Annotated in this window: 17 protein-coding genes and 1 other RNA gene; 6 read left to right on the top strand and 12 right to left on the bottom strand. The window is 56.3% G+C overall.

The features are described from left to right. Window positions 1-8: 8 nt before the first annotated feature. Complete coding sequence (locus FHG12_RS00735) at window positions 9-521, top strand: DinB family protein (RefSeq protein WP_139513624.1); 513 nt, start codon at window positions 9-11, stop codon at window positions 519-521. 137 nt (window positions 522-658) lie between these two features. Here FHG12_RS00735 and FHG12_RS00730 read toward each other — a convergent pair whose 3' ends face one another. Further along, window positions 659-2,314, bottom strand: coding sequence for an amidohydrolase (locus FHG12_RS00730; protein WP_139513623.1), 1,656 nt, complete (start codon window positions 2,312-2,314; stop codon window positions 659-661). Between the two features lie 122 nt (window positions 2,315-2,436). Then, on the bottom strand, window positions 2,437-3,210 hold the full coding sequence (locus FHG12_RS00725) for an AMP nucleosidase (protein WP_139513621.1): 774 nt from the start codon (window positions 3,208-3,210) through the stop codon (window positions 2,437-2,439). 187 nt (window positions 3,211-3,397) lie between these two features. Here FHG12_RS00725 and FHG12_RS00720 point away from each other — a divergent pair, with 187 nt between their 5' ends. Then, entirely contained in the window at window positions 3,398-3,862 is a 465-nt protein-coding gene (locus FHG12_RS00720) for a type I restriction enzyme HsdR N-terminal domain-containing protein (protein WP_139513619.1), read from the top strand. Between the two features lie 33 nt (window positions 3,863-3,895). On the opposite strand, the gene FHG12_RS00715 is transcribed toward FHG12_RS00720, so the two are convergent. The 4 genes from FHG12_RS00715 to FHG12_RS00700 form a co-directional block, all read right to left on the bottom strand. Then, window positions 3,896-5,812: an LTA synthase family protein gene (locus tag FHG12_RS00715; protein ID WP_139513617.1), complete on the bottom strand. Its 1,917-nt coding sequence runs from the start codon at window positions 5,810-5,812 to the stop codon at window positions 3,896-3,898. Window positions 5,813-5,834: 22 nt separating this feature from the next. Further along, the gene (locus FHG12_RS00710) at window positions 5,835-6,434 is read right to left on the bottom strand and encodes an SMI1/KNR4 family protein (protein WP_139513615.1); all 600 of its coding nucleotides are present in this window, start codon (window positions 6,432-6,434) and stop codon (window positions 5,835-5,837) included. A gap of 129 nt (window positions 6,435-6,563) precedes the next feature. Then, on the bottom strand, window positions 6,564-7,691 hold the full coding sequence (gene ald / locus FHG12_RS00705) for an alanine dehydrogenase (RefSeq protein WP_139513613.1): 1,128 nt from the start codon (window positions 7,689-7,691) through the stop codon (window positions 6,564-6,566). Between the two features lie 177 nt (window positions 7,692-7,868). Next, the gene (locus FHG12_RS00700) at window positions 7,869-8,654 is read right to left on the bottom strand and encodes a DUF1573 domain-containing protein (protein ID WP_139513611.1); all 786 of its coding nucleotides are present in this window, start codon (window positions 8,652-8,654) and stop codon (window positions 7,869-7,871) included. A gap of 372 nt (window positions 8,655-9,026) precedes the next feature. Here FHG12_RS00700 and FHG12_RS00695 point away from each other — a divergent pair, with 372 nt between their 5' ends. Next, window positions 9,027-11,438, top strand: a complete 2,412-nt coding sequence (locus FHG12_RS00695; protein ID WP_139513610.1) for a thiamine pyrophosphate-dependent enzyme — start codon at window positions 9,027-9,029, stop codon at window positions 11,436-11,438. An 81-nt stretch (window positions 11,439-11,519) separates the two neighbouring features. Here FHG12_RS00695 and FHG12_RS00690 read toward each other — a convergent pair whose 3' ends face one another. Beyond that, window positions 11,520-12,074 (bottom strand): hypothetical protein, encoded by a 555-nt coding sequence (locus FHG12_RS00690; protein ID WP_139513608.1) that lies wholly within the window; start codon window positions 12,072-12,074, stop codon window positions 11,520-11,522. A 125-nt stretch (window positions 12,075-12,199) separates the two neighbouring features. On the opposite strand from FHG12_RS00690, the gene FHG12_RS00685 reads away from it, so the two are divergent. Further along, window positions 12,200-13,204: a long-chain-fatty-acid--protein ligase gene (locus FHG12_RS00685; RefSeq protein WP_139513606.1), complete on the top strand. Its 1,005-nt coding sequence runs from the start codon at window positions 12,200-12,202 to the stop codon at window positions 13,202-13,204. Between the two features lie 64 nt (window positions 13,205-13,268). Here FHG12_RS00685 and FHG12_RS00680 read toward each other — a convergent pair whose 3' ends face one another. Then, window positions 13,269-14,426, bottom strand: coding sequence for a sigma-54-dependent transcriptional regulator (locus FHG12_RS00680; RefSeq protein ID WP_139513605.1), 1,158 nt, complete (start codon window positions 14,424-14,426; stop codon window positions 13,269-13,271). A 321-nt stretch (window positions 14,427-14,747) separates the two neighbouring features. Here FHG12_RS00680 and FHG12_RS00675 point away from each other — a divergent pair, with 321 nt between their 5' ends. Together FHG12_RS00675 and FHG12_RS00670 are read left to right on the top strand one after the other, a co-directional pair. Further along, a complete protein-coding gene (locus FHG12_RS00675; RefSeq protein ID WP_139513603.1) occupies window positions 14,748-16,031 on the top strand; it encodes a PQQ-dependent sugar dehydrogenase in 1,284 nt (427 codons plus the stop codon). A gap of 8 nt (window positions 16,032-16,039) precedes the next feature. Beyond that, window positions 16,040-16,492 (top strand): c-type cytochrome, encoded by a 453-nt coding sequence (locus FHG12_RS00670; RefSeq protein WP_139513601.1) that lies wholly within the window; start codon window positions 16,040-16,042, stop codon window positions 16,490-16,492. A 140-nt stretch (window positions 16,493-16,632) separates the two neighbouring features. Here the strand turns inward: FHG12_RS00670 and FHG12_RS00665 are convergent, their stop codons facing one another. The 4 genes from FHG12_RS00665 to FHG12_RS00650 all read right to left on the bottom strand — a co-directional run bounded on the left by FHG12_RS00665 (window position 16,633) and on the right by FHG12_RS00650 (window position 22,202). Continuing rightward, window positions 16,633-19,278, bottom strand: a complete 2,646-nt coding sequence (locus tag FHG12_RS00665; RefSeq protein ID WP_139513599.1) for a membrane or secreted protein — start codon at window positions 19,276-19,278, stop codon at window positions 16,633-16,635. Between the two features lie 79 nt (window positions 19,279-19,357). Further along, an RNA gene (rnpB, locus tag FHG12_RS00660) (RNase P RNA component class A) lies at window positions 19,358-19,745 on the bottom strand. 19 nt (window positions 19,746-19,764) lie between these two features. Beyond that, the gene (locus FHG12_RS00655) at window positions 19,765-20,298 is read right to left on the bottom strand and encodes a hypothetical protein (protein ID WP_139513597.1); all 534 of its coding nucleotides are present in this window, start codon (window positions 20,296-20,298) and stop codon (window positions 19,765-19,767) included. Between the two features lie 32 nt (window positions 20,299-20,330). After that, window positions 20,331-22,202 (bottom strand): M1 family metallopeptidase, encoded by a 1,872-nt coding sequence (locus FHG12_RS00650; protein WP_165699258.1) that lies wholly within the window; start codon window positions 22,200-22,202, stop codon window positions 20,331-20,333. Window positions 22,203-22,368: the final 166 nt, after the last annotated feature.

Below are 22,368 nucleotides of genomic sequence, written 5' to 3'. Positions count from 1 at the left end.
AATCTTTTATGCCTCCCGAAACCTCCCTGCAAGCGGAATTCAGCAAAGAGTTGAAACGTGAGCTGCACATTACGCGGCGTGTGCTGGAGCGCGTGCCCACCGAGAAATTCGATTGGCGTCCGCATCCTAAGTCGATGAGTCTCGGCGCGTTAGCTGGGCACATAGCCAACATCATTGGCTTTTTGGAAATGTCGTTGCAAGGTCCCGAAACCGATCTTGCTGTTTCGCCTTGGCCTGCTTCTCCTACTACTTCAGACGGAGTGTTGCAGCGCTTCGACGTGAATGCCGAAAACATCCAGAAGGCGCTCGCCCAGGTCGACGACGAGACTTTTCACGCTCCTTGGACCATGCGCCGTGGCGAACAAGTGTTCATGACGCTGCCCCGCGCCGCCATAACACGCAATCTGGTGCTTAACCACCTCATTCACCATCGCGGCCAAATGAGCGTGTATCTGCGGCTGCTGGATATTCCCGTGCCCGCCATCTACGGCGGTTCTGCCGACGAAGCCCCGCGGAGATAATCTACCGCTGAGTAAAGATTGGAAGAAAAGCAACCCAGCCGCTGCAACTCGTAATAAACAAACAAGCCCTTTTCTACTGGTTCATACTGTGGAAAAGGGCTTGTTGCATTTGCCTACTTCGTTCGGCGAAGCAGCGATTACTTCCGCTCAAACACCTGCTCGCCGGCGATGAACGTGCGCAGCACTTTTGCGCCGCGTAACTCGGGTGCGGGGGCAGTCAGCAAGTCCTTGTCCAGCAGCACGAAGTCGGCGGCCATGCCGGGTTTGATGCTGCCTTTCTGTTTCTCTTCGAAGGCAGCGTGCGCGGCCCAAGTGGTCATGCCGCGCAAAGCATCGGGGCGAGAAAGGGCGTTTTCGGGCTGAAAGCCACCGGCGGGAAAGTTCTTGGCATCCTGACGGGCAACAGCCGAATGAAAGCCATACAGCGGGTTGATGTCTTCGACGGGGAAATCGCTGCCGAGTGCTACCTGGCCGTATTGCTTGCGCAGTTCTTCGTATGCATAGGCCGTTTTGAGGCGCTCTTTGCCCAGCCGTTCGCCCGCCCAATACATATCGGAAGTGGCGTGCGTGGGCTGCACCGAAGGCACAATGCCAAACTGCCCAAACTTCGGCATGTCGGCCGGGGTGATGACCTGCGCGTGCTCGATGCGCCAGCGCCGGTCTTTCTGACCCTTCAACGCCTCCCCGTAAATGTTGAGAATAACGCGGTTTGCCGAATCCCCAATGGCGTGGGTATTCATCTGGAACTTGCTGTTAGCAAGCTCCTTAGCCAAAGCGCGGTATTCGCGTACGGTCGAGAGCAGAAAGCCAGTTTCCTTCGGCCGGTCAGCGTACGGCTCGACCAAGCAGGCGCCGCGCGAACCCAAAGCGCCATCGGCGTACACCTTGAACGAATTGATTGTGAGGCGGTCGTGGAAAACGGGCCCCTGCTTGAGGTAGTAGGCTTTGTTCTCGGCCGTGGGGTTGAGCATGGCGTAGAGGCGCAGCTTCAGTTTGCCTTGCTTCTGCAAATTCTCCATCCGGTCGATGTTGGCTTTATCGAGGCCGGCATCAGCAAGGCTGGTCAGGCCGACGGCAACGCACAGATTCTGAGCTTGTAACAGAGCCGCATCGGCTTCGGCGGGCGTGGGTTCCGGCACTTTGGCGCCCACCAGATCCACTGCGTTATCGACGAGCAGGCCGGTGAGCTTGCCCTGCGCGTCGCGGCCGATGACGCCGCCGCTGATTGGAGTGCGCGCCGTAATGCCCGCCAAATCAAGGGCTTTCTGGTTCACCAAAACTGCGTGTCCATCGACGCGGGTGATGGCCACGGGCGTGTTGGGGAAGAGCACGTCCAGCGTGTCCTTGGTCGGAAACTGCTTTACTTTCCAATCGTTTTGGTCCCAGCCGCGGCCCATCAGCCAAGCCGCTTGTGGGTATTGCTTGCGTTGCGCCGTAAGCTTGCTCACAACCTCCGCCCACGACGTGGTGCCTACCAAGTCAGCAGAACGCAGACCCAGCGCGTAGCGGTAGAAATGGCAGTGCGCGTCGTAAAAACCCGGATAAATGAACTTGCCCTGCGCATCGACTTCCTGCTTGCCCTTGTACTTGCCGCGGATATCATCGGCGCTGCCCACCGCCAGAAACTTGCCGTCTTTCACCGCGAAAGCCTGCGCCTTCGAGAACGTAGAGTCGACGGTGTACACGGTGGCATTATATACCACCAAATCAGCGGGTTGCTGAGAAGAAGACTGGCAGCTGAAAAAGCCGAGCAACGGCAACAGCAGCGCGTAAGGGCGGAAAATTCGATTCATGCGGGCAAGATGCGCAAGAATCAGGTTTTTATATCAACAGCGCTTGCCATGAGCAGAAAGTAAAAGCAAAACGGCCAGTCGTCCGTGTGGATGACTGGCCGTTGCATGCGGGCGCTAAAGCCCTATTCGAAGCGCATGTGCTTCACCGATTCGCCGGAGTTTTTCAACTCAATCAGCGAGTCGATGCCGATTTGCAAGTGCGTTTGCACGTAACCGGCAGTCACTTTCGAGTCGCTTTCGGCAGTTTTCACTCCTTCCGGCGTCATTGGGTTGTCCGACACCAGCAGCAGCGCGCCGTGCGGAATTTCGTTGATGAAGCCCACCACGAAAATGGTGGCCGTTTCCATGTCCACAGCCATCGCCCGAATCTGGCGCAGGTACTCCTTGAAGTTGTCGTCGTGCTCCCACACGCGGCGGTTGGTGGTGTATACGGTGCCGGTCCAGTAGTCCTTCTCGTGCTTCTTAATCATCGAAGACACAGCGCGTTGCAAGCGGAAGGAGGGAAGGGCCGGAATTTCCGGAGGCAGATAGTCATCCGAGGTGCCTTCCCCGCGAATGGCGGCGATGGGCAGAATCAGATCGCCCAGCTTGGTCTTGTTTTTCAAGCCCCCACACTTACCCAAAAACAGGGCTGCTTTGGGCTTAATGGCTGATAATAAGTCCATTACGGTAGCTGCCATCGGCGAGCCCATGCCGAAGTTGATGATGGTGATGCCGTTGGCCGTAGCCGACTGCATGGGTTTATCCAAGCCACGAATCTCGACGTCGAACTGCTCGGCGAACATCGTCACGTAGTTGATAAAATTCGTGAGCAGAATGTACTGCCCAAATTCCTTGAGCGGCACGCCGGTGTAGCGCGGCAGCCAGTTTTCGACAATCGTAGACTTGTCTTTCATGTATTGAGATGGGTTGAGTAGTAAAACTTAAAACGTATGGGTGGGAGAACTTTGTGGAATCGGGGAAAGCAGCGCGTGATTAAAGCTCAGCTAAAAAACTAGGTAATAAAAATGCCGTCGCGCAAACTGTACGACGGCATCCGATTGAAAAGCGAAGCAGTTGCTTCGGGCCGTACCTTTGTAGGTGATGCACGTATTGAACCTGCCGCCTTTCGAATACAAAGTTACGCAATTAGGCCCGAATCAGTTGATCTGGGATGTGTTGCGCCGCAAAAACGTGGTGCTGACGCCCGAAGAATGGGTCCGCCAGCACGTCGTACATTACCTCGCCGATCACCTCAGCTATCCCAGAGGCCTGCTGACGCTGGAGCGCGGCCACGCCTATAACCAACGGCAAAAACGCACCGATCTTTGCGCATTTGGCCCCGAGGGCAAGCCGTTGCTGCTGGTCGAGTGCAAAGCCCCCAAAGTGCCCATTACGGCGGCCGTAGCGCACCAGGCTGCTACGTATAACCAAACCATCGGCGCACCTTTTCTGCTGCTTACCAATGGCTTACAGCACTTTTGCTGGCGCGTCGATTTTGAGCAGCGCCGCAACGAACAGCTCCACGAGATTCCGAGTTACGAGCAGGCTCTGGCTCTGATCAATTAGCGTCGTCGTAACCGAAAGAAAGATAGCGCTAGGTTATTTGTATAACCGGTTGTCTGCCAAGCCGTTAACGAAGAATTGGACGCAGGCGCGCAGCTCGGCACCGTATTGCTCTACTTTCTGCGGGTCGGGCGTGGGCAGGGGCGTGGCCGGAATATAATGCGTACGATACGGGTAAAGGCGGATGTTGTCGTCGGCGGTAAGCTCCGTGACAAAGTCTTGATGTACAAGGAAATACGACCCACCGCTCAGGAAGAATGCCCGACCGGTGGTGCCGGAGTCGAACACGGAATACCCAAAAGGAAGCAGCTCCTTATCGCCCGGCAGCCCCAAGAAGTTAAGCACCGTAGCTGGCACATCGGATTGCTGGGTGATGCGGTGTACGTCGGCGGCCGGCAGGGCGCGGCCGGGATGGAAAAGCAGGAGCGGCGTTTTGTAGTTGCCCAACGCATTCTGATAGCCCGGCCGAATGGTTTGGGAAGTATGGTCAGCCAACAGAATAAACAACGTATGACGATACCACGGCTGCCGCGAGGCTGCTTTGAAAAACGCCTGCAACGCGTGATCGGTGTACCCGATAGTAGGGTGAATGGGCAGCTGGCCGGCCGGAAAGCGCTTGGCGTATTGCTCCGGAACGGTGAAGGGCTCGTGGGAGCTGAGTGTGAAGAGCGTCGTGAAAAAGGGCTCGCGCTGCTGGCTGAGCTGACGGCTAAAGTACTGAAGATAAGGCTCATCGAAAATTCCCCAATGGCCATCGTAGTCGGGGCTTTTGGCGCCTCCGGGGTATTCATTTAGGCCAAAATAACGCTGCATGCCCGCCATGCCGGCAAAAGTATTGAAGCCCATCGTGCCGTTTTGGGCGCCGTGGTACATGGCCGTGCTGTAGCCCTGGCGCGCCAGAATTTCGCCCAGGCCGTGCAGCTCGTCGGTCTGGAAGTTGGACGTGATAAATGGCCCGTCCATTAGCGAAGGCAGGCCGGCCAGCACCGCCGGCAACGCCTCAATGGAGCGCCGTCCGTTGGCGTAGTGCTCGCGAAAAAACAGGCCTTGGGTAGCCAGCGAATCAAAGAAGGGCGTGTAGCCTTGGCCGCCGTTTTCGATGCCGGTGTATTCTGAAGCGAAGCTTTCCAGCAGCAGGATGACCACATTGTCGCGAAGCGGGGATTTGCCAGCAGGCGCAGGCGGCAGCGGCCGCACGTTCAGGGCCGCGCGAAGTGCAGTTTCGGAGGCGAAATACTGCTTATGCTCAATGGTTTGGTAGCCTAAGCTTTTGATGAACGTGAACGTGCTGTTGAGCGCCAGATGGCCCAGCACCGCTGGCTGCTGCACAAACGCGTGGCCCGTTCGCAGAGGCTTTAGCTGCAACCCGCCCCGAATACCCAGCACCGCCGCCAGCGTTACTGCTATCACTTCAATCGCCAGTTTCGTGTAGCGCCGCGCCCGAGGTTGAAAAGCCTCTTTTTCGCGGTTCAATTCCAAAGTCGTCGGCTGGGGCATGGGGTATACCAACCCAACCACAACCAGCAGTAGCACAAACGGAATCAGCAGGTACCAGTAGTGGCCCAACAGCTGCCCGGATTGTCGCTGCACATCGGTGCCAATGGTGGTCAGCTCGTTGGACGTACGGCGGCCGATGAACTTAAAATACTCGGTATCAATAACATTGAGGGCAAAGCCTAATGAATTGATTATCAAATAGATACCCCGAAGGGTTCGTTGCCAGAGCCGCCCGTAGTTTGGCACAAACGACAGCGCCACAAATGGCAGGTTGAGCAGCAGTAACCCAGCGATATCGAACCGAAAGCCGTGCCAGAAAGCCCACGCTATTTCCGTGCCCGAAGCCTCCCGGAAAGTGGTTTGGTTGAGGATGTAAAAGCCAAGGCGCAGCAGAAAATAGACGCCCAGCAGCAAGGCAAACCGGCGCAGCAGCAGACGCAACGTGAGAGAGGGCATTCGCGGGATGGATCGTTCGGGGCTAGTCCTGAGAAGGCTTCAGGCGAAGGAATTGACCGTCGGGCAAGTCTTTGATTTGGCGGTAAAAATCGGCCAAGGAAGCGAGCCGTTCGGCGGCCGGCACGGGCTTCAGCTTCCGCTCTTCCTTCGATTTGATACACACCGGAGGATATACACTCAGCAGGTGGCCGGGTTGCAGGTAGCCGCCCTGCTGCTGAAATTTTTGCAGCGGCTCCAGCCCCAGCGCATCCACCGGAAACTTCTCGATTCCGAACAGAAAATGCTTGAAGTCCACGTTCAAATCGGCGATTTCGCCCGTTTCGGTATCCAGGAAAAGCACGGCATCGTTGCGCAGCAAAAACTGATTGCCCACGCAGTCCTGCGCGAAAGGCACGTCCGTCGGCTTGACCGCCGCATACACTTTGTGCAGCGCCCGCTCGCCCTTCCAAACTGCGGCCAGCGAGTGCCACGCGGGCTTCTGGCAGCAACCCCGAATGTGCAGGCCGCCGAAGTACGCAACCACGCCGTTTTGCTCGAGCAAAAACTGTTGCAGGAAAGACGGCAGTAGCGTAAAAGTAACCGGGTCAGTGATGGATTCGCCGGTATAAAGAACTCCCTTCATAAAAGGTAAAGATATGTTAATCAATAATATACGTACAGGCTAGTATGGCTTGCCCATACACTGCCTGAGAGCAAAAAAGCCTTCCCGAAGCATAGTCGGGAAGGCTTTTTTGTTAACGTCTCGAACTGCTTACGCGTGCGCGGCTTCCATTACGGATTCAACGCTCACCAGCGGCAAGTTCCAGGCTTCGGCAACGCCTTTGTAGACGACTTCGCCGTTCACCACGTTCAGGCCGAGGCGCAGATCGTCGTTTTTGCGGCACGCTTCCTGCCAGCCGAGGTTGGCCAGCTTCACCACGTAAGGCAACGTCGCGTTGGTCAGGGCCAGCGTGCTGGTGTAAGGCACCGCGCCGGGCATGTTGGCCACGCAGTAATGCACTACGTCGTCGATGATGAAAGTCGGGTCTTCGTGGGTCGTTGGTTTGCAGGTTTCGATGCAACCGCCTTGGTCCACGGCCACGTCCACGAGCACAGTGCCGGGGCGCATGGTCTTGAGCATGTCGCGGGTGATGAGGTGGGGAGCCTTCGCACCCGGAATCAGCACGGCACCCACCACTAGATCAGCCGTTTTGATGGCTTCGCGAATGTTGTACTCGTTGGAATACTGCGTCACCACGTTCTTCGGCATGATGTCGTCAAGCTCCCGCAGACGGTTCAGGTTGATGTCCATTACGGTCACCTGCGCACCCAAGCCCGCGGCTACTTTTGCCGCCTGCGTGCCTACAATGCCACCGCCCAACACAAGCACATGCGCTGGCTTCACGCCGGGCACGCCGCCTAGCAGAATGCCGCGGCCTTTCAGGGGCTTCTCGAGGTATTTGGCACCTTCCTGGGGAGCCATGCGGCCAGCTACTTCGCTCATCGGGATGAGCAGGGGTAGGCTGCGGTCGGCGCGCTCAACGGTTTCGTAGGCGAGGCAAGTAGCCTTGCGCTCGATCATGGCGTGGGTGAGGTCTTCGGAAGATGCAAAGTGGAAGTACGTAAACAGCAACTGGCCTTCTTTGATCAGGCTGTACTCTTCCCGAATTGGCTCTTTCACCTTCACAATCATCTCGGCCTGGTTGTACACGTCGGCGATGGTGGGCAGAATTACGGCCCCGGCCTCTTCGTACTCGGCATCCTGAAAACCGCTGCCCTGGCCCGCAGTGGCCTGCACATAAACGGTGTGGTTGTGCTTGCGCAGCTCCGCTACGCCGGCAGGCGTGAGGCCCACGCGATTTTCGTTGTTTTTGATCTCTTTCGGAACGCCGATTACCATGGCAAAAATTGAGAGTGGGTGGTGGAAAATACTAGCTGAAAAACGGGTGCAAATATAGACAATGCCAACGGCTGCGGCATGAAATCAGTTCGCCGTTTTGCAAAGCATCTCGCGCAAAAAGCAAAAAGCACCGAGCGTTGGCCCGGTGCTTTTTGCTTTTTGTTGGTGTAGATGTTTCTACTTGAAAGGTACTACCGAGCCACTTTCTTTGACCATGCTGGCCGCGTTGAGGTCGCGGACGACGTTAGCTTTGAGCGTCAGTTTGGCGTCGCCGCTTAGGTCGTTGGACGTGATGGTTACTTCGTCGGTGACCGGCCCGAGTTTGCGCTGGCTGTAAACGAGTTCTATCTGAGCGCTTTCACCGGGCTTAATGGGCTGTGGCACAGTCTTGTAGCCTACGCAATAGCAGGGCGAAGAAAGTGCTCCCAACAGCAAATCCGACTTACCGGTATTCTTCACCGTGAAGCGCGCTACGGGCTGTTGGCCGGCCTCCATCTTGCCGAAATCATGCACCCCGCGATCGAGCGTCAGGCGCGGCGAAGCGGCTATCTGAGCGGGCGTAAGCGTCTTTTTTACCTCATCTTTGGTAAGCACATTCCCTTTGATCGACAGCACCACGCTCGGCGTGGCGGCGTTGCTGGTGACGGTCACGGTTTTGTTGAAAATACCGGGCCGTCCGGCGCTGCTGTACACGGCTTTCACCATACCAGTTTTGCCGGGCATGATGGGGGTTTTGGTCCAGTCGGGCGTGGTGCAGCCGCAGGAAGCCTGCACGTTGGCAATTACAACCGGCTGGTTGCCCGTGTTCTTAAATTTGAACTCGTGCGTAGCCATGGTGCCTTCGGGCACGTTGCCGAAGTCGTGCGCATCTTTTTCGAAGGCCATAACGCCTTGGGCGCTCGCCCCAAAATGAGCCAGCACCAACGCCAAGCTCAGCAACAGTGAAGTAAAAGATTTAGTCATCACGCAAAGCAGTTAAGCAGCAAAACAAACCAGAGGCGCCTTGTAGCAGCGACGCTCACAAATATAAGGCTTTCGACAGCCGTTGGCGCACGTAAGCAGGTAACTTATTCGGCAGGAGTCGTTGGGATTAGCTGTACAGGAGGCGTAAGGTTTGATTTGCATATATTTGATTATCAATTATATACAAAAGGGTAGAGTTAGTGCTTGCACTAGCCCGCTGTAAGCTTCACTCGCAAGCGCAGCGCTTCTGTGAATGCAGCCGATAAGGCAGCTTGGACCCAGACGGGCGGTTTTACGTACTTTTGTGCACCCACCCACCCAGCCGGCTTTTACCGGGCGTTTCCTTTTTTCGTTTTTCCCTCCAAACCACCTATGCCCACCGCCGAAACCGCAGTAGCGGCTGCCGCTCTCAGCAAAGAAGATCTGCTTCGTGACTATCGCCTGGGCTGGGAAAGCCGCCAGGCCTCGCTCGCGGGGCGCAAGGAAGTATTCATGGGCAAGGCCAAGTTTGGCATCTTCGGCGACGGCAAAGAAGTGCCGCAGCTGGCCATGGCCCATGCCTTTCGCGTCGGCGACTTTCGCGCGGGCTACTACCGCGACCAGACCTTTATGTTTGCTGCTGGCGAACTGACGCTGCAACAATACTTTGCGCAGCTCTATGCCCACACCGACATCGAGGCAGACCCGGCCACCGGTGGCCGTTGCATGAACGGCCACTTCGCCACGCGCCTGCTCGACGACGACGGCAACTTTAAGAACTTGGCTGAGTTGAAAAACTCCTCGGCCGACGTTTCGCCCACGGCCGCCCAGATGCCGCGCTTGGTGGGCTTGGCCTACGCTTCAAAGCTGTATCGGCAAAACCCGGAGTTGCACGAGTTTAAGCAGTTTTCGGTCAATGGCAACGAAGTGGCTTTCGGTACCATTGGCAACGCCAGCACGTCGGAAGGCATGTTTTTCGAGGCCATCAATGCGGCCGGCGTTTTGCAAATCCCGATGCTGATCAGCGTGTGGGACGACCACTACGGAATCTCGGTTCCGGCTGAATATCAGACGACTAAACAAAGCATTTCGGAAATTCTCAAAGGCTTTCAGCGCGAAGGCGAAGGCCAGCAGGGCTTCGAGATTTTTGTGGTGCGCGGCTGGGATTATCCGGCATTGGTAGAAACGTACCAGCGCGCCGCTGAGCTGTGCCGCACGCAGCACGTGCCGGTACTTATTCACGTTACGGAAGTAACTCAGCCTCAAGGACATAGTACTTCGGGTTCGCACGAGCGCTACAAGAGCAAGGAGCGCCTTTCATGGGAAGAAGAGCACGATTGCCTGCGTAAGATGCGCGAATGGCTGCTCACCGAAGGCTACGCTACCGAAGATGAGCTGGAGCAAATCGAAACCGAATCAAAAGAGGTTGTAAAACAGGCTCGTCTGGCCGCTTGGGAAGCGTTTTTTAACCCCATTAAGCAAGAGCGTGACGAGGCTGTAACCATGTTGCAAAAGCTCGTGGCCGAAGATGGGCAGGAAGGCGCTTTGAGCGAAATGGTAGAGCAGCTTCGCCACAACACGGCGCCTATTCGCGCCGATATTGTGCGGGCGGTGCGCCGGGCGTTGCGCCTGGTGCGCGGGCAGCGTAGCGCCGCCCGCCGCGATCTGCAACAATGGCTGGAGCAAGCTTTGGCCGAGAATTCCGATCGCTACAATTCTTATCTCTACAGCCAAAGCGAGCAGTCGGTGCTCAACATTCCGGAGGTGAAAGCTGAGTTTGCACCGAACACACCGCAAGTCGATGCACGTGAAGTGTTGCAAGCCTGCTTCGATGCCAACTTCCGCCGCGACCCGAGCATTTTTGCCATTGGCGAAGATGTAGGCCGCATTGGCGATGTCAATCAGGCGTTTGCGGGCTTGCAGGAGAAGTTCGGCGAACTGCGTGTGACCGACACGGGCATCCGGGAGTGCACCATCGTGGGGCAGGGGATCGGGGCCGCTATGCGCGGGTTGCGGCCCATCACCGAGATTCAATACCTCGACTACCTGCTGTACGCCATCCAGATTCTCTCCGATGACGTGGCCTGCCTGCAATACCGCACCAAAGGCGGGCAGAAAGCCCCGCTGATTGTGCGCACCCGCGGCCACCGGCTAGAAGGCGTTTGGCACTCTGGTTCGCCTATCGGCATGATACTCAACAGCATCCGCGGTATGCACGTGCTCGTGCCCCGCAACATGACGCAGGCTGCTGGCTTCTACAATACCCTGCTGCGGGCCGACGAACCCGCTTTGGTTATCGAATGCCTAAACGGCTATCGCCTCAAAGAACGCATTCCTGCTAACGTAGGCGAATTCACGGTGCCACTCGGTGTGCCCGAAGTGTTGCAGCAAGGCACCGACATTACGGTGGTGACTTACGGCTCCATGTGCCGCATTGTAATGGATGCTGCTAAGCAACTAGCCGAAGTTGGGGTATCAGTGGAAGTGATTGATGTTCAGACGCTTCTGCCATTTGACTTGCAGCACGTAATCACCGATAGCGTTCGCAAAACCAGCCGTGTTCTCTTCGCCGACGAAGATGTGCCTGGCGGGGCTACGGCCTACATGATGCAGCAGGTCCTCGACGACCAGCAGGCATACCGCTACCTCGACTCGCAACCGCGCTGCTTGGCTGCCCAGCCGCATCGGCCGCCCTACGGCTCCGACGGCGACTACTTCAGCAAGCCCAACGTGGAAGATGTGTTCGATACGGTGTACGAGCTGATGCAAGAAGCTGATCCTAAGCGCTTTCCTGCTATCTATTAAGTCACCAAAAGCCACAAGGCCCGTCTGGATGTTCATCCGGACGGGCCTTGTTTATGAAGGAAAGCGCAGGCGCTTGTGTTCTTAGCGCGGAATGATAATCGGGTCGGTCGTGACCTTGTTGCTCACGTGCAGGGCGCGGTCGGCAATGCTAACCTGAAAACGCACAGTAGCGCCGGGCGGAAAGGTGCCCACAAAAAACTTCTGACCAAAGCTCAACGTGCCCTTGAGCGGGGCCGAGCGGTTGTCGGGGGCCAGGCGTGGAAAACGGCTGTTGTAATTGTTGTCGGGGTTGGGTAACGCAATGGGCTCAAACGCTTTGCTTGACTCATTGTAGATCTGGGGCTCAAAGAAATAGTTGTCTTTGAAGATGTTGACTTTGCCTTGGCTGTCGCGGTCGCTGTAAGGCGGGTTTTTCTCGTCGCTGCTCAACCCCAGATCCCCGTTCCCATCTTTAAAATTGACGCTTACCGTAATGGTGTCGTAAGTACCCGTGATCTTATCGACGCGCTGCGACTGAATGCTTTTGAACTCAATGCTGGGCTCATCGGGATAATTTGGCGGCTCGATGCAGGACGTAACCGCAGCGCTCGCCAGAGCCAATAAAGCGCAGATAGAAAGAGTACGAATGGGTGTCATTTTGGTAAAAATAAAGCAGTGTTTACGGCTAATAGGCTAACCATTGTGACCCAAAGAAAGGTACAAATTCTCAACGAAGCGCCGCCGCATTTGTTATATCATTTCGCTAACCACGCTACCTGCTAATGAGTTTCCGCGACGACTACCTGCGCGACCTGTTTTCTATCCACGATTCAAATGCTGACACCCTGGCGCTGAGGCTCTTCCGGTATCAGGCGGTGCATTGCCCACCGTACCGCGAATACCTGACGCTGTTGGGCCGCGAGGCCAGCCAGGTCAATTCCGTAACCGAGATTCCGTTTTTGCCCATAGAGTTTTTCAAAACCCACGACGTGCGCACCGACCCGCAGGAATGGGAGCCGCGGGAGTTGTTTTTGAGCAGCGGCACGACCCTGCAACAGCGCAGTCGCCATTGCGTGCGCGAGCCGGAGCTGTACCGCCAAAACGCAGCCCGCATCTTCGAGCAATACTACGGCCCGCTCACCGGCTGGACGTTTCTAGCGTTGTTGCCTTCGTACCTAGAGCAGGGCAACTCGTCGTTGGTGGCAATGGTAGGATACTTTGCGCAGCAGTCGGGGCAGGCGCAGTCGGCTTTTTTCCTGCACGATCACGCGGCGTTGCTGCAAGCCTTGGCCGAAGCCAAGCGCGACTCGGGACGCCGGATTATGCTTATTGGCGTTTCGTATGCGCTGCTTGATTTGGTGACGGTCTACGGCGACGCGCCTGAATTACAAGGTCTTACGGTGCTCGAAACCGGTGGTATGAAGGGCCGGCGGCGTGAGATGATCCGCGAAGAGCTGCACGATGAGCTGAAGCAGGCTTTTGGGCCGGCAGGCATTCACTCGGAGTACGGCATGACGGAGCTGCTGTCGCAGGCCTACAGCCTCGGCGACGGTCGGTTTCACAGTCCGCCGCAACTGCGCGTACTGCTCCGCGACCCTTCCGATCCGTTCGCCGTTTCCGCCACCCGCCCCGATGGCGCCATCAACGTCATCGACCTCGCCAACGTGGACAGCTGCGCTTTCATCGAAACCAAAGACCTGGCCCGCCAACATCCCGACGGCTCTTTTGAAGTGCTCGGCCGCATGGACAACTCCGATATCCGCGGCTGTAACCAGATGGCAGGCTAGAGACACCAAGCAAAACAGGCCTACCAGTGACGGTAGGCCTGTTTTATAAAATATTGATTATCAACTATTTGCCAGAAAAAACCTTGGCGTCTTCGGCAGTAATGGTGTCGTCGCTCATGATGACGAGGCGCTCGACTACGTTGCGTAGCTCGCGGATGTTGCCGCGCCAATCAAGGCCTTTGAGGTATTCCAACGCGGCGGCATCAATGGATTTGGGCTTGTTGCCGTAGTCGCGGGCGATGTCCTGCAGGAATTTCTGCACCAGATCCGGGATGTCCTCGCGGCGCTCATTGAGGGCAGGCACTTGAATAAGAATTACCGACAGGCGGTGGTACAAATCCTCGCGGAAGTTGCGTTCGGCAATCTCCTGCAACAGGTTTTTGTTGGTCGCCGCCACCACGCGCACGTCCACCGAAATCTCTTTTTCGCCGCCTACGCGCGTGATTTTGTTTTCCTGCAAGGCGCGCAGCACTTTGGCCTGCGCCGAAAGGCTCATGTCGCCGATTTCGTCCAGGAAGAGCGTGCCGCCGTGGGCTTGCTCAAACTTGCCGATGCGCTGCTTAATAGCCGAAGTAAACGAGCCTTTTTCGTGGCCAAATAACTCACTCTCAATGAGTTCTGAGGGAATGGCCGCGCAGTTGACTTCTACCATCGGGCCGTTGCTGCGGTTGCTTTGCTCGTGGAGCTGGCGGGCCACCATCTCCTTGCCGGCTCCGTTGGGGCCAGTAATGAGCACGCGGGCATCGGTGGGGGCCACCTTCGAAATGGCTTTGCGCACTTGCTCCAGAGCGGGCGATGAACCCACCATTTCGGAGCTTTTGGCGACTTTCTTCTTCAGCGTTTTGGTTTCGGCGACCAGCTTGGTGCGGTCGAGGGCATTGCGCACCGTCACAAGCAAGCGGTTCAGATCCGGTGGCTTTTGCAGAAAATCGTAGGCGCCTTTTTTTGTTGCGTCCACGGCCGTCTCGATGCTGCCGTGCGCCGATACCATGATAAAGGCGGCGTCGGGGGCCAGCGTTTGGGCGCGCTCCAACACCTCAATGCCGTCCATTTTGGGCATTTTGATGTCGCAGAGCACCACGTCGTATTTGTCTTTGATGAGCATGTCGAGGCCGGTGGGGCCGTCTTCTGCCTGATCGACGGTGTAGTTCTCGTACTCCAGAATCTCCTTCAGCGTGTTGCGGATGGCTCTTTCGTCGTCGATAATGAGAATTTTGGGCATGAGCGGAAATAAGAAGCTAGATGCGGAAACAGAGAGGAGCGAAGGTAACGAAAAGCAGTACGTTGTACTTATACGCGGTGAAACCTGCGCAGTAGCACACAACTGATATCTTCGCCGCTCCGAAGCGCAGGCGCTGTTTCAGAAAGACGCAACCTCAGGCTGCTGAATGAAGTAGGTACAACGCCTAACGCCACGAAGAGTAATCTGTTATGCCACTGAGGCGCCTTGCCTCGTTATGCAAACCTACGCGGCGCCCTTGGCCCCGGATTTTCTGCCCGAATTTCACCGTAAAAACCAGGTTTCTTGAACCAGCCTCAACCCATGAAACACAACGTAGCCCGCTACCTACTGCTCTCGACGGCCCTTGTCGGGAGCCTATCGTTATACGCCCTGACCAATGAAAGTAAGGTAGTGCCCGACGCCGACAACGCGGGGCTGAAGCTCCCCGCTGGCTTTGGCGCCCTGAAAGTGGCTGAAACCGGCGCCCGCCCGCGCCACCTGACCGTAACGCCGCAAGGCAACATCTACGTCAAGCTAAACCGGCCCAACAAGGAAGGCAAGGGCATTTTAGTGTTGCGCACCAACAGCACTGGTAAGGCCGATGTGGTCGGCGGATTTGGCAACTACGGCGGTACGGGCATGTACAGCAAAGACGGCTACCTGTACGCGTCGTCCGACGAGGAAGTGTACCGGTACAAGCTCAACGAAAAGGGTGAGGTAGCGAACCCCAATCAGCCCGAGAAAATCATCACCGGCCTGATCAACCGGAAGCAGCACGAAAGCAAATCGGTAGTGCTCGACAACGACGGCAACGTGTACGTCAATATCGGGGCCTACTCGAACTCGTGCCAGCAGCAAGACCGCCAGAAAGGCTCGCTGGGCATCGCCAATTGCCCGATTTTGGATTCGGCCGGCGGCATTTGGCAGTTCAAAGCCAATAAGCTCAATCAGACCTACAAAGACGGTGTGCGCTACACAACGGGCTTGCGCAACGTGGTGGGCCTCGACTGGAATCAGCAAGACAATCAGCTCTTTGTGATGCAGCACGGCCGCGACCAGTTGCACGATATTTTCCCGAACCTCTACGACGCTAAGCAGTCGGCACAACTGCCGGCCGAATGCATGTACGCGCTCAAAAAAGGCGATAACGCCGGCTGGCCTTACATGTATTACGATCAGGTGCAGCACAAGAAAATCATGGCGCCAGAATACGGCGGCGACGGTAAAAAAGAGGCCGACAGCAAATTCATCGATCCGGCCGCCGCTTATCCAGGCCACATGGCGCCCAACGGCCTGTTGTTTTACACCGGCACCATGTTCCCCGAGAAATACCGCAACGGCGCTTTCATCGCCTTCCATGGCTCCTGGAATCGGGCTCCTGAGCCGCAGGCCGGCTATTTCGTTGTGTTCCAGCCCTTTAAAGACGGCAAGCCGGCCGGAAACTGGGAAGTATTTGCCGACAACTTTGCGGGCTCACCCGATAAGGTAGCGTCAGGCCGCGCCGACCACCGCCCGTGCGGCCTTGCGCAAGGCCCCGACGGCTCGCTCTACGTCACCGACGACGCGAAGGGCACGATTTACCGCATTGTTTACGCCAAAAAGTAGTGCTCTCTATGAAGCGATTTCTGCTGCTATGCTCCCTGCTCGCTTGTTTTGCGGCATCGGCCAGCGCCCAAAAGAAACCGGCTCCGAAACCCAAGCCGAAAGCCCCCGCCGCAAACGCCGACTTGGCGGCATCGATTACGCGCGGCAAACAGGTATACACGCAGGTTTGCCTAAGCTGCCACCAAGCCGACGGCGGTGGCGTGCAGAACATGAACCCGCCGCTGATCAAAACGACTTATGTGCTGGGCGACAAAACGCGCCTGGTGAAAGTACTGCTCAACGGCTTGCAGGACGTTGACGTCGATGGCGAACCATATTCCAACGTAATGCCCGCGCAAGTCGACCTTACGGACCAGCAAATCGCCGACGTCCTAACTTACGTGCGCAACAGTTTCGGCAACAAAGCCGTCGCTGTGAAAGCGCCGGAAGTCAAAGCCATCCGCGCCGCGAACAAGAAGTAACGTAGAGCAGAAGTCTCTCTCTACACTGTCTTCTTGAGCCGAGCAAAGGATGACAGATACGCTTGAGGCCCTTTACATAAGTAATTGACTAACAATTACTTATGTAAAGGGCCTCTCCTTGTTGTTAGATGCTGCTTTGCTTATCGCAGATACACCGATTCAATATCCAAAAACGGCCGTTCTGCGCCGGCAGGAGCAGCCGTTGCTCTGTCGAGAACCACTTGCAGCACTTCTGCCTGAGCCAGCGGCAGCGCAGCCGGCCCCGGCGCTTGGAAAGTAAGCGGTAAGAAACCCGGATAAGGCCGTGGCAACAGCTCCTGCGAGCCCAGCCGGAAGACCGTCAGCGGAACCCGTATTTCCTGCATTTCGCCACTCAGTTCGACATCTGCCACGTAAGCGGCCGCGTCGCGGGTGATCAGCACGAGCCGAACTCGGCCAGCGCCGGCACCGCGCCGGGCACGCATTACCACCTCTCGGAAATTGCTCGCGTCAGGGGTGCGCGTCGCGAGCCGGTCGCCGAAATAGGCGCGCAGGAAAGCAGCGGGCGCAGCCGGATCGGGCGTGGGGGCGTTATCTCCTGTTGGGGGTGGGCTTTGCCGCAGACGCAGCGCCAATTGCCCGTCGTTGCCGGTAACGTAATCGGCCCAGCCGCCTCCCGTAATGCCTCCGGCTTCCACCTGGGCTTGGTCCTGTGCGGCGCGGAAAAGCGGCAACGCAGTGCCCGTGGCCACGATAGGAACTTCCCAGTGCTCGCGCGGGGCGTAGTCCCAGTCGCGCGGGCTGCCGGCGAAGCTACCGGGAAAAGTGGTATTCCGACCGTTGTGCTTCACCACCACCCAATAGCGCAGCAAGCCGGGATACAGCAAGTCGGTGGGCACCGTGGCTTCGGCCGAGGTAAGGGTAAGGCGACGCATCGGAAGGGTACGGGTTTGGCCGTAAAAATGCTGCGCCACCAGCAGCACCGAGTCGGCGGCTTCGGCGCCGGCTACGGTGGCGCGCAGGGTAACTGGTTGCCCTGCTTGCACCTGAACCGGCGCCGTATGAATCACCTGCACAGGGAGTTGCGTGGGCGACGGGGCCACAAACTCGCCTAATTTGATAGCGCCAAGCGTCGTTTGAGCGGTGAAAGCCGTCGTGTTTTTGCCGCGGGCTGCCACTACGTACACGCCAGGACGCAAACGCACGGTGCCGTCGGCTGCCTGGGCTTGCAAGCTGTTGCCTTCGTTCAGGCCGCGTACTGCGAAATCATTTCCCAATCCGGGCAGCGTCAGGCGCAGCCGCTGGGTGTTCCAAACGATGCGCGTAACGGGCTGACGTAGGGAGGTCGTTGCAAACGGGTCGCGTACGGCGATGGCATCGGGCATTACCTCAAAGCGCCAAATGCCGGGAGCCAGCCGATCGAGGAAATAGGCGCCGGTTCCTTCGTAACGCACTACTGCTGAAGAACCTGTACCCGCAACACGCCGCAGCGCCGTTGGCTTACGGGGCTTGGACGTGGTGGTGCCGGTATAGAAAAATTCCTCTGGCGTGTTCAACTCGCTTACGCCGGCGCGGTAGCTCACCCGAAAATCATTGAAAACCGAATCGGCGGGGAAGGCCGGAAACTGCTGGTTGCGCTTCACCTGACGGAAAACCTTGCCCGCAATAAGCAAGCTTATGGCTTTGGCCGGCGTGTAAGCGAGGTTTAGATAATGCGTTTGGTATTCGGTGTTGGCGTAAGCCAGGGCCAATGGGTCGTAGGCAAACTGCGTGGCCCACTGAAAACCGGCGGCCCGAAAGCTGCGGGCCATCATCGGGTACATCAGCGGCTGCAAAATATCGGCCGATTCAAACTCGTACACCAACCGTGGCTTGCTGGTGAAGCGCGAATCTTGGCGGTACGGAATCGGGTACTGGTTTACGTACGGCAGCGGGTTGCCGCGCAGGGTATGGCCGTTCACGAGCCCCGAGGGGTACCACTGAAACGTAAAGCCGTCCACGGGGCTGCTCAGGATGGCATTCGACACCGAAGGGCTTTCGGCCAGGTTATAAAAAATGGGCTTGCGGTAGCCCGTAGCCCGCATGGCCTGCACCATCCGCTGGATAAAGGTGGTCACCTCCGACTCCGGCTGGCGGTAGTGCGGCTCGTTGCAGACTTCGTAGGCAATGATATCCGGATCTTCGCGGTTGAGCTGGCCGGTATATTGGTTGCGGTGGTTCAGAAACTGCGTCAGGTAGTTTTCCTGCGCCTTGATTGCCCGCGGATTATTATAAGCACGCCCTTTTGGGTAAATGCTTGAAAATCCAGTCATTAGCGTATCTTGCTCCGGGTAGCCGTTGCCCCAGTAAGCAATGGGCGTCAGCACAATTTTGATGTGCCGCTGCTTGAGCTGCTGAATCAGGTAATCGAGCAGGCGCAGGTGCTCGTTGGCCAGCAGATTGCCCAGCGTATCCGTGATTTCGACGTCCCAGACGTGCAGGCGAAACGCATCGATGCCTAGTCGCGAAAGATGGTACACGTCCTGATCAATGGCCTGCTCCAGCTTCACACCCAGCTTCTGATGCGCCCGGTAGGAGTAAGCAAAAGGAGCCGTATAATTTACCCCAAACAGTGCCACTTCCTGTTTGCTGCCCTGCCAGCGCAGCACCCCGGCCTTATCGATGTACACATCGGCTTTGGCGGGCGGTGGGCTTTGTGCCTTCGCTTGGCTAGCGCCTAGTGTCAGCAGAAAGGCCAGCACCAGGCTGACTGTGAGGCTCATCCGGCGCCAAGTGCCAGCGAGAAAAGCGGGGAAAGAATAGAGCATAGGCGAAACGTTTACGCGAAGTAACACTACGCAGGCACAAAAACGGCCGCCGCATCCGAAGTTGCGGCGGCCGTTTCAAGCCGGTGATGAGTCTGTAAGCCGGGTTTTGTACGCGTTGCCGCGCCTCCACCATTTATCTAGGCCAGTCCTCGCGGAAAGGCTCCATCAACCTACCCGCGGACGCCGGACGAGCCGCCCGGTGCCGACTGTTGTCAGCCAGCTTGCCCGCTTATTTGGTCTTTCAACCCCTGAGGTTTACCCAGCCGGACTAGTCGCCTAGCCGCTGGTGCGCTCTTACCGCACCTTTTCACCCTTACCGGCCGCCCGAAGGCGACGTAGGCGGTAGTTTTCTGTGGCACTGGCTGTCTGAGCCTTGCGGCCCATCCTTCCCGTTAGGAAGCAGGGTGCTCTGTGTTGCCCGGACTTTCCTCGTCGCCCGAAAGCGCCGCGGTGGAGCGACCCATCACGGGTGCAAAGGTAGGGCATTTAATAAGATGTATTCCTAGTGTGTAGAAGCTGTTTAAGTTCGATTATATGCTTATCTGTAATTTCGCTTTTGAACCCACTTAAGGTTTCCAACGCTTGGATAGCAGCTTCTAAAAGTACATTGTGCCTCTTGCCTAATGTTGCGACAGCAACAATAGCTGCGTCTTGAGATGCGGCTCCAACGGGAATTGGAATAACGGCTTGAGAAAGCAAATTACTTAAATCTAAATTTCCTTTTGTAGCGATCAATGAAAGAATAGCTTCTTTCTGAAGTAACATTTCAACTGCTTTTTCTGATACCTGATAATTAAGTCTTGCGTGAGCAATATTCATTAACTCGCTAAAAGCTTTAAGTAATTGAATATCAGCTTCGATTTCAGCGGCTTTTGTCAGTCTGATTTCGGATAAGACCTTTAACCTATATTTCTTTAGAGAAAGCCAAATTGCTAAAGCAGTAGAGATAATTGCTATTACTGTTGTAATAGGTATGCCAATTTGCTTAATAATTAATGATGCTATCCTTATCGTTTCCATAGACGCCTTCTTTTATTTTTATTTGATAATGCCTACTTCCCCTCCCACACATTATTCTTCTTGTTATTATCCGGCACATACGTACTTCCCAACACCACTTTCTTCACCACTTTCTCCGCCGGGAAATTAACCTCCACCGTCTTATTCCCCTTCTCCCAAACCCCCACATTCCGGTGGATTTTCTGCGTTGAATTATCCGCGAAAGTTACCGTTAGATCTACCGGGAGGGGCTTGGTGCCTTTGGCTTCGACAGTCACTTGGTACTGACTTCCTTGCTTCACCACATTGGCGATGGCCAGATCGGGGTAGCCATTGTCGAAAAACCAGCGCTGCCAGAACCAGTTGAGGTTTTGGCCGGCCCCGGCGTTCATGGAGTTGAAGAAGTCATAGGGCATGGGGTGCTTGCCGTTCCAGTTCTGAATGTAGGTGTGCAGGGCTTTCGTAAATAGCTCATCACCAAGCAGATCCTTCACGTAGAGGTAGCCCAGCCCCGGCTTGGGGTAGGAGTTGAGGAAAAACGCAGTGCCGGTTTGCTGGGTGCTGAGCGTGGTAATGGGCAAGTCAACTTCGCTGGCGGCCGCACGGGCGTAGGGCTCAATACCGTATTCGTCCACGTAGCCAGGCTCGATCAGGGGCGAAATCAGCCACTCGCCGATGGTGGCCCAGCCTTCGTCCATCCAACCGTATTTCGTCTCGTTGATGCCCATGTAAAACGGAAACATCGTGTGAAAAATCTCGTGATCGGTGAGCGTAATCACGTCCTCGCGCTTGTCGAGCGGGTTGTCGTTCACCATCATCGGGTATTCCATCTGGTCGAGGCCGTCGAACACGGTTTCGTGGGAGTAGGGGAAGGGCCACTTCGGAAACGTATAGCTCATGGCTTCCACCGTTTTGCGCCCAAACTGCGCGACCTCCTGAAAGTCCTTGTGCTTGGGGTTGTACACCGCATCGACGCGGGTGCGGCGCTTGGTTTTGGGGTCAACTACGAGGCTGGTGGCCTGCCACACGTAGTGGTCGGAAGTGGCGAAGACGAAGTCCGTTACGTTCTGGGCCGTGAAGTGCCAGGTGTTGGTAGCGTTTGCGGCCGTAATGGTATGTTGTTGTAAATCAACGGCTTGTATAATGGCCGTGATGCCATCTTTTTTCTCAGCGTCATGCAGGCGCTTCACGTATTTTTTGGCGAGCACCTGCTCGGTGTTTTGCAGGTCGCCGGTGGCCCACACCACGAAGTTGCGCGGCACGGTAATCTCCGCGTCGAACTTGCAGAAGTCGTTGTAGAACTCCTGCGAGCCGTTGTAGGCAAACTTGTTCCAGCCGTCGATGTCGTCGTACACGGCCACGCGTGGGAAGAAGTAGGCCACAAAATCGGCGCCCGGCTCAATTTCGCCGGTGCGGGTGTGCGATCCTTGGTTCAGAATGTAGGAATAGGTGATGGCAATGCGCGCCGATTGCTTTGGGGCCAACGGCTTGATTTTCAGCGCCATGTTAGTGCCCGAAATCGGCAGCTTGGCCACGTCGAAAGCTTCTTCACCGACGCTGAGTTTCTGAATCTGCATGCCTTCGCCGGCGTCCGTGGCCTTGATGGCCGAAGCCCGCGCGGCGCCGTTTTGGTAGAGATTGGGATAGAGCTTAAACCAAATCTGCTGCAACGAATCGGGACTGTTGTTAACGTACGTAATCATCACAGTGCCAGCCACTTTGCGCGTAGCCGGGTCGAAGTTGACTTTCAGGTTGTAGTCGGCGGTGTTCTGCCAATATTTCGGGCCCGGCTTGCCATCCTCCGAGCGGGTGCCTTTGGCATACGTGGCTTGCAGATTGAGCGGTACGGGCAGCGTTTGCTGGCCAAAGCTCCGGGTATTGAAACAAACAAAAACGGTGGCAAGCAGAAGACGAGAAGAAAGCATGTACGAAGCGCAGGAGATAGATAAAGCAATTAGGTTGCAAAGTGGGGATTAGCAGTAAGCTTTGCTGCATTTTAGGAGGGCGCATTTTGGGTTGCTTATTGTCTAATACATATAGAAATTGTTTTCATATTTATTTGATAATCAATTGTTTATGAATTAATTATAA

Source organism: Hymenobacter jejuensis (assembly GCF_006337165.1).
GTDB lineage: Bacteria > Bacteroidota > Bacteroidia > Cytophagales > Hymenobacteraceae > Hymenobacter > Hymenobacter jejuensis.
This window is presented reverse-complemented; position numbering and strand designations above follow the sequence as displayed.

Excerpts from the sequence above, each read along its gene's own strand:
- FHG12_RS00675 (WP_139513603.1), top strand. The coding sequence starts at position 14,748 with ATGAAACACAACGTAGCCCGCTACCTACTGCTCTCGACGGCCCTTGTC.
- FHG12_RS00725 (WP_139513621.1), bottom strand. The coding sequence starts at position 3,210 with ATGAAAGACAAGTCTACGATTGTCGAAAACTGGCTGCCGCGCTACACC.
- FHG12_RS00690 (WP_139513608.1), bottom strand. The coding sequence starts at position 12,074 with ATGACACCCATTCGTACTCTTTCTATCTGCGCTTTATTGGCTCTGGCG.
- FHG12_RS00730 (WP_139513623.1), bottom strand. The coding sequence starts at position 2,314 with ATGAATCGAATTTTCCGCCCTTACGCGCTGCTGTTGCCGTTGCTCGGC.
- FHG12_RS00685 (WP_139513606.1), top strand. The coding sequence starts at position 12,200 with ATGAGTTTCCGCGACGACTACCTGCGCGACCTGTTTTCTATCCACGAT.
- FHG12_RS00735 (WP_139513624.1), top strand. The coding sequence starts at position 9 with ATGCCTCCCGAAACCTCCCTGCAAGCGGAATTCAGCAAAGAGTTGAAA.
- FHG12_RS00650 (WP_165699258.1), bottom strand. The coding sequence starts at position 22,202 with ATGCTTTCTTCTCGTCTTCTGCTTGCCACCGTTTTTGTTTGTTTCAAT.
- ald (WP_139513613.1), bottom strand. The coding sequence starts at position 7,691 with ATGGTAATCGGCGTTCCGAAAGAGATCAAAAACAACGAAAATCGCGTG.
- FHG12_RS00715 (WP_139513617.1), bottom strand. The coding sequence starts at position 5,812 with ATGCCCTCTCTCACGTTGCGTCTGCTGCTGCGCCGGTTTGCCTTGCTG.
- FHG12_RS00665 (WP_139513599.1), bottom strand. The coding sequence starts at position 19,278 with ATGCTCTATTCTTTCCCCGCTTTTCTCGCTGGCACTTGGCGCCGGATG.
- FHG12_RS00680 (WP_139513605.1), bottom strand. The coding sequence starts at position 14,426 with ATGCCCAAAATTCTCATTATCGACGACGAAAGAGCCATCCGCAACACG.
- FHG12_RS00670 (WP_139513601.1), top strand. The coding sequence starts at position 16,040 with ATGAAGCGATTTCTGCTGCTATGCTCCCTGCTCGCTTGTTTTGCGGCA.
- FHG12_RS00655 (WP_139513597.1), bottom strand. The coding sequence starts at position 20,298 with ATGGAAACGATAAGGATAGCATCATTAATTATTAAGCAAATTGGCATA.
- FHG12_RS00695 (WP_139513610.1), top strand. The coding sequence starts at position 9,027 with ATGCCCACCGCCGAAACCGCAGTAGCGGCTGCCGCTCTCAGCAAAGAA.
- FHG12_RS00700 (WP_139513611.1), bottom strand. The coding sequence starts at position 8,654 with ATGACTAAATCTTTTACTTCACTGTTGCTGAGCTTGGCGTTGGTGCTG.
- FHG12_RS00710 (WP_139513615.1), bottom strand. The coding sequence starts at position 6,434 with ATGAAGGGAGTTCTTTATACCGGCGAATCCATCACTGACCCGGTTACT.
- FHG12_RS00720 (WP_139513619.1), top strand. The coding sequence starts at position 3,398 with ATGCACGTATTGAACCTGCCGCCTTTCGAATACAAAGTTACGCAATTA.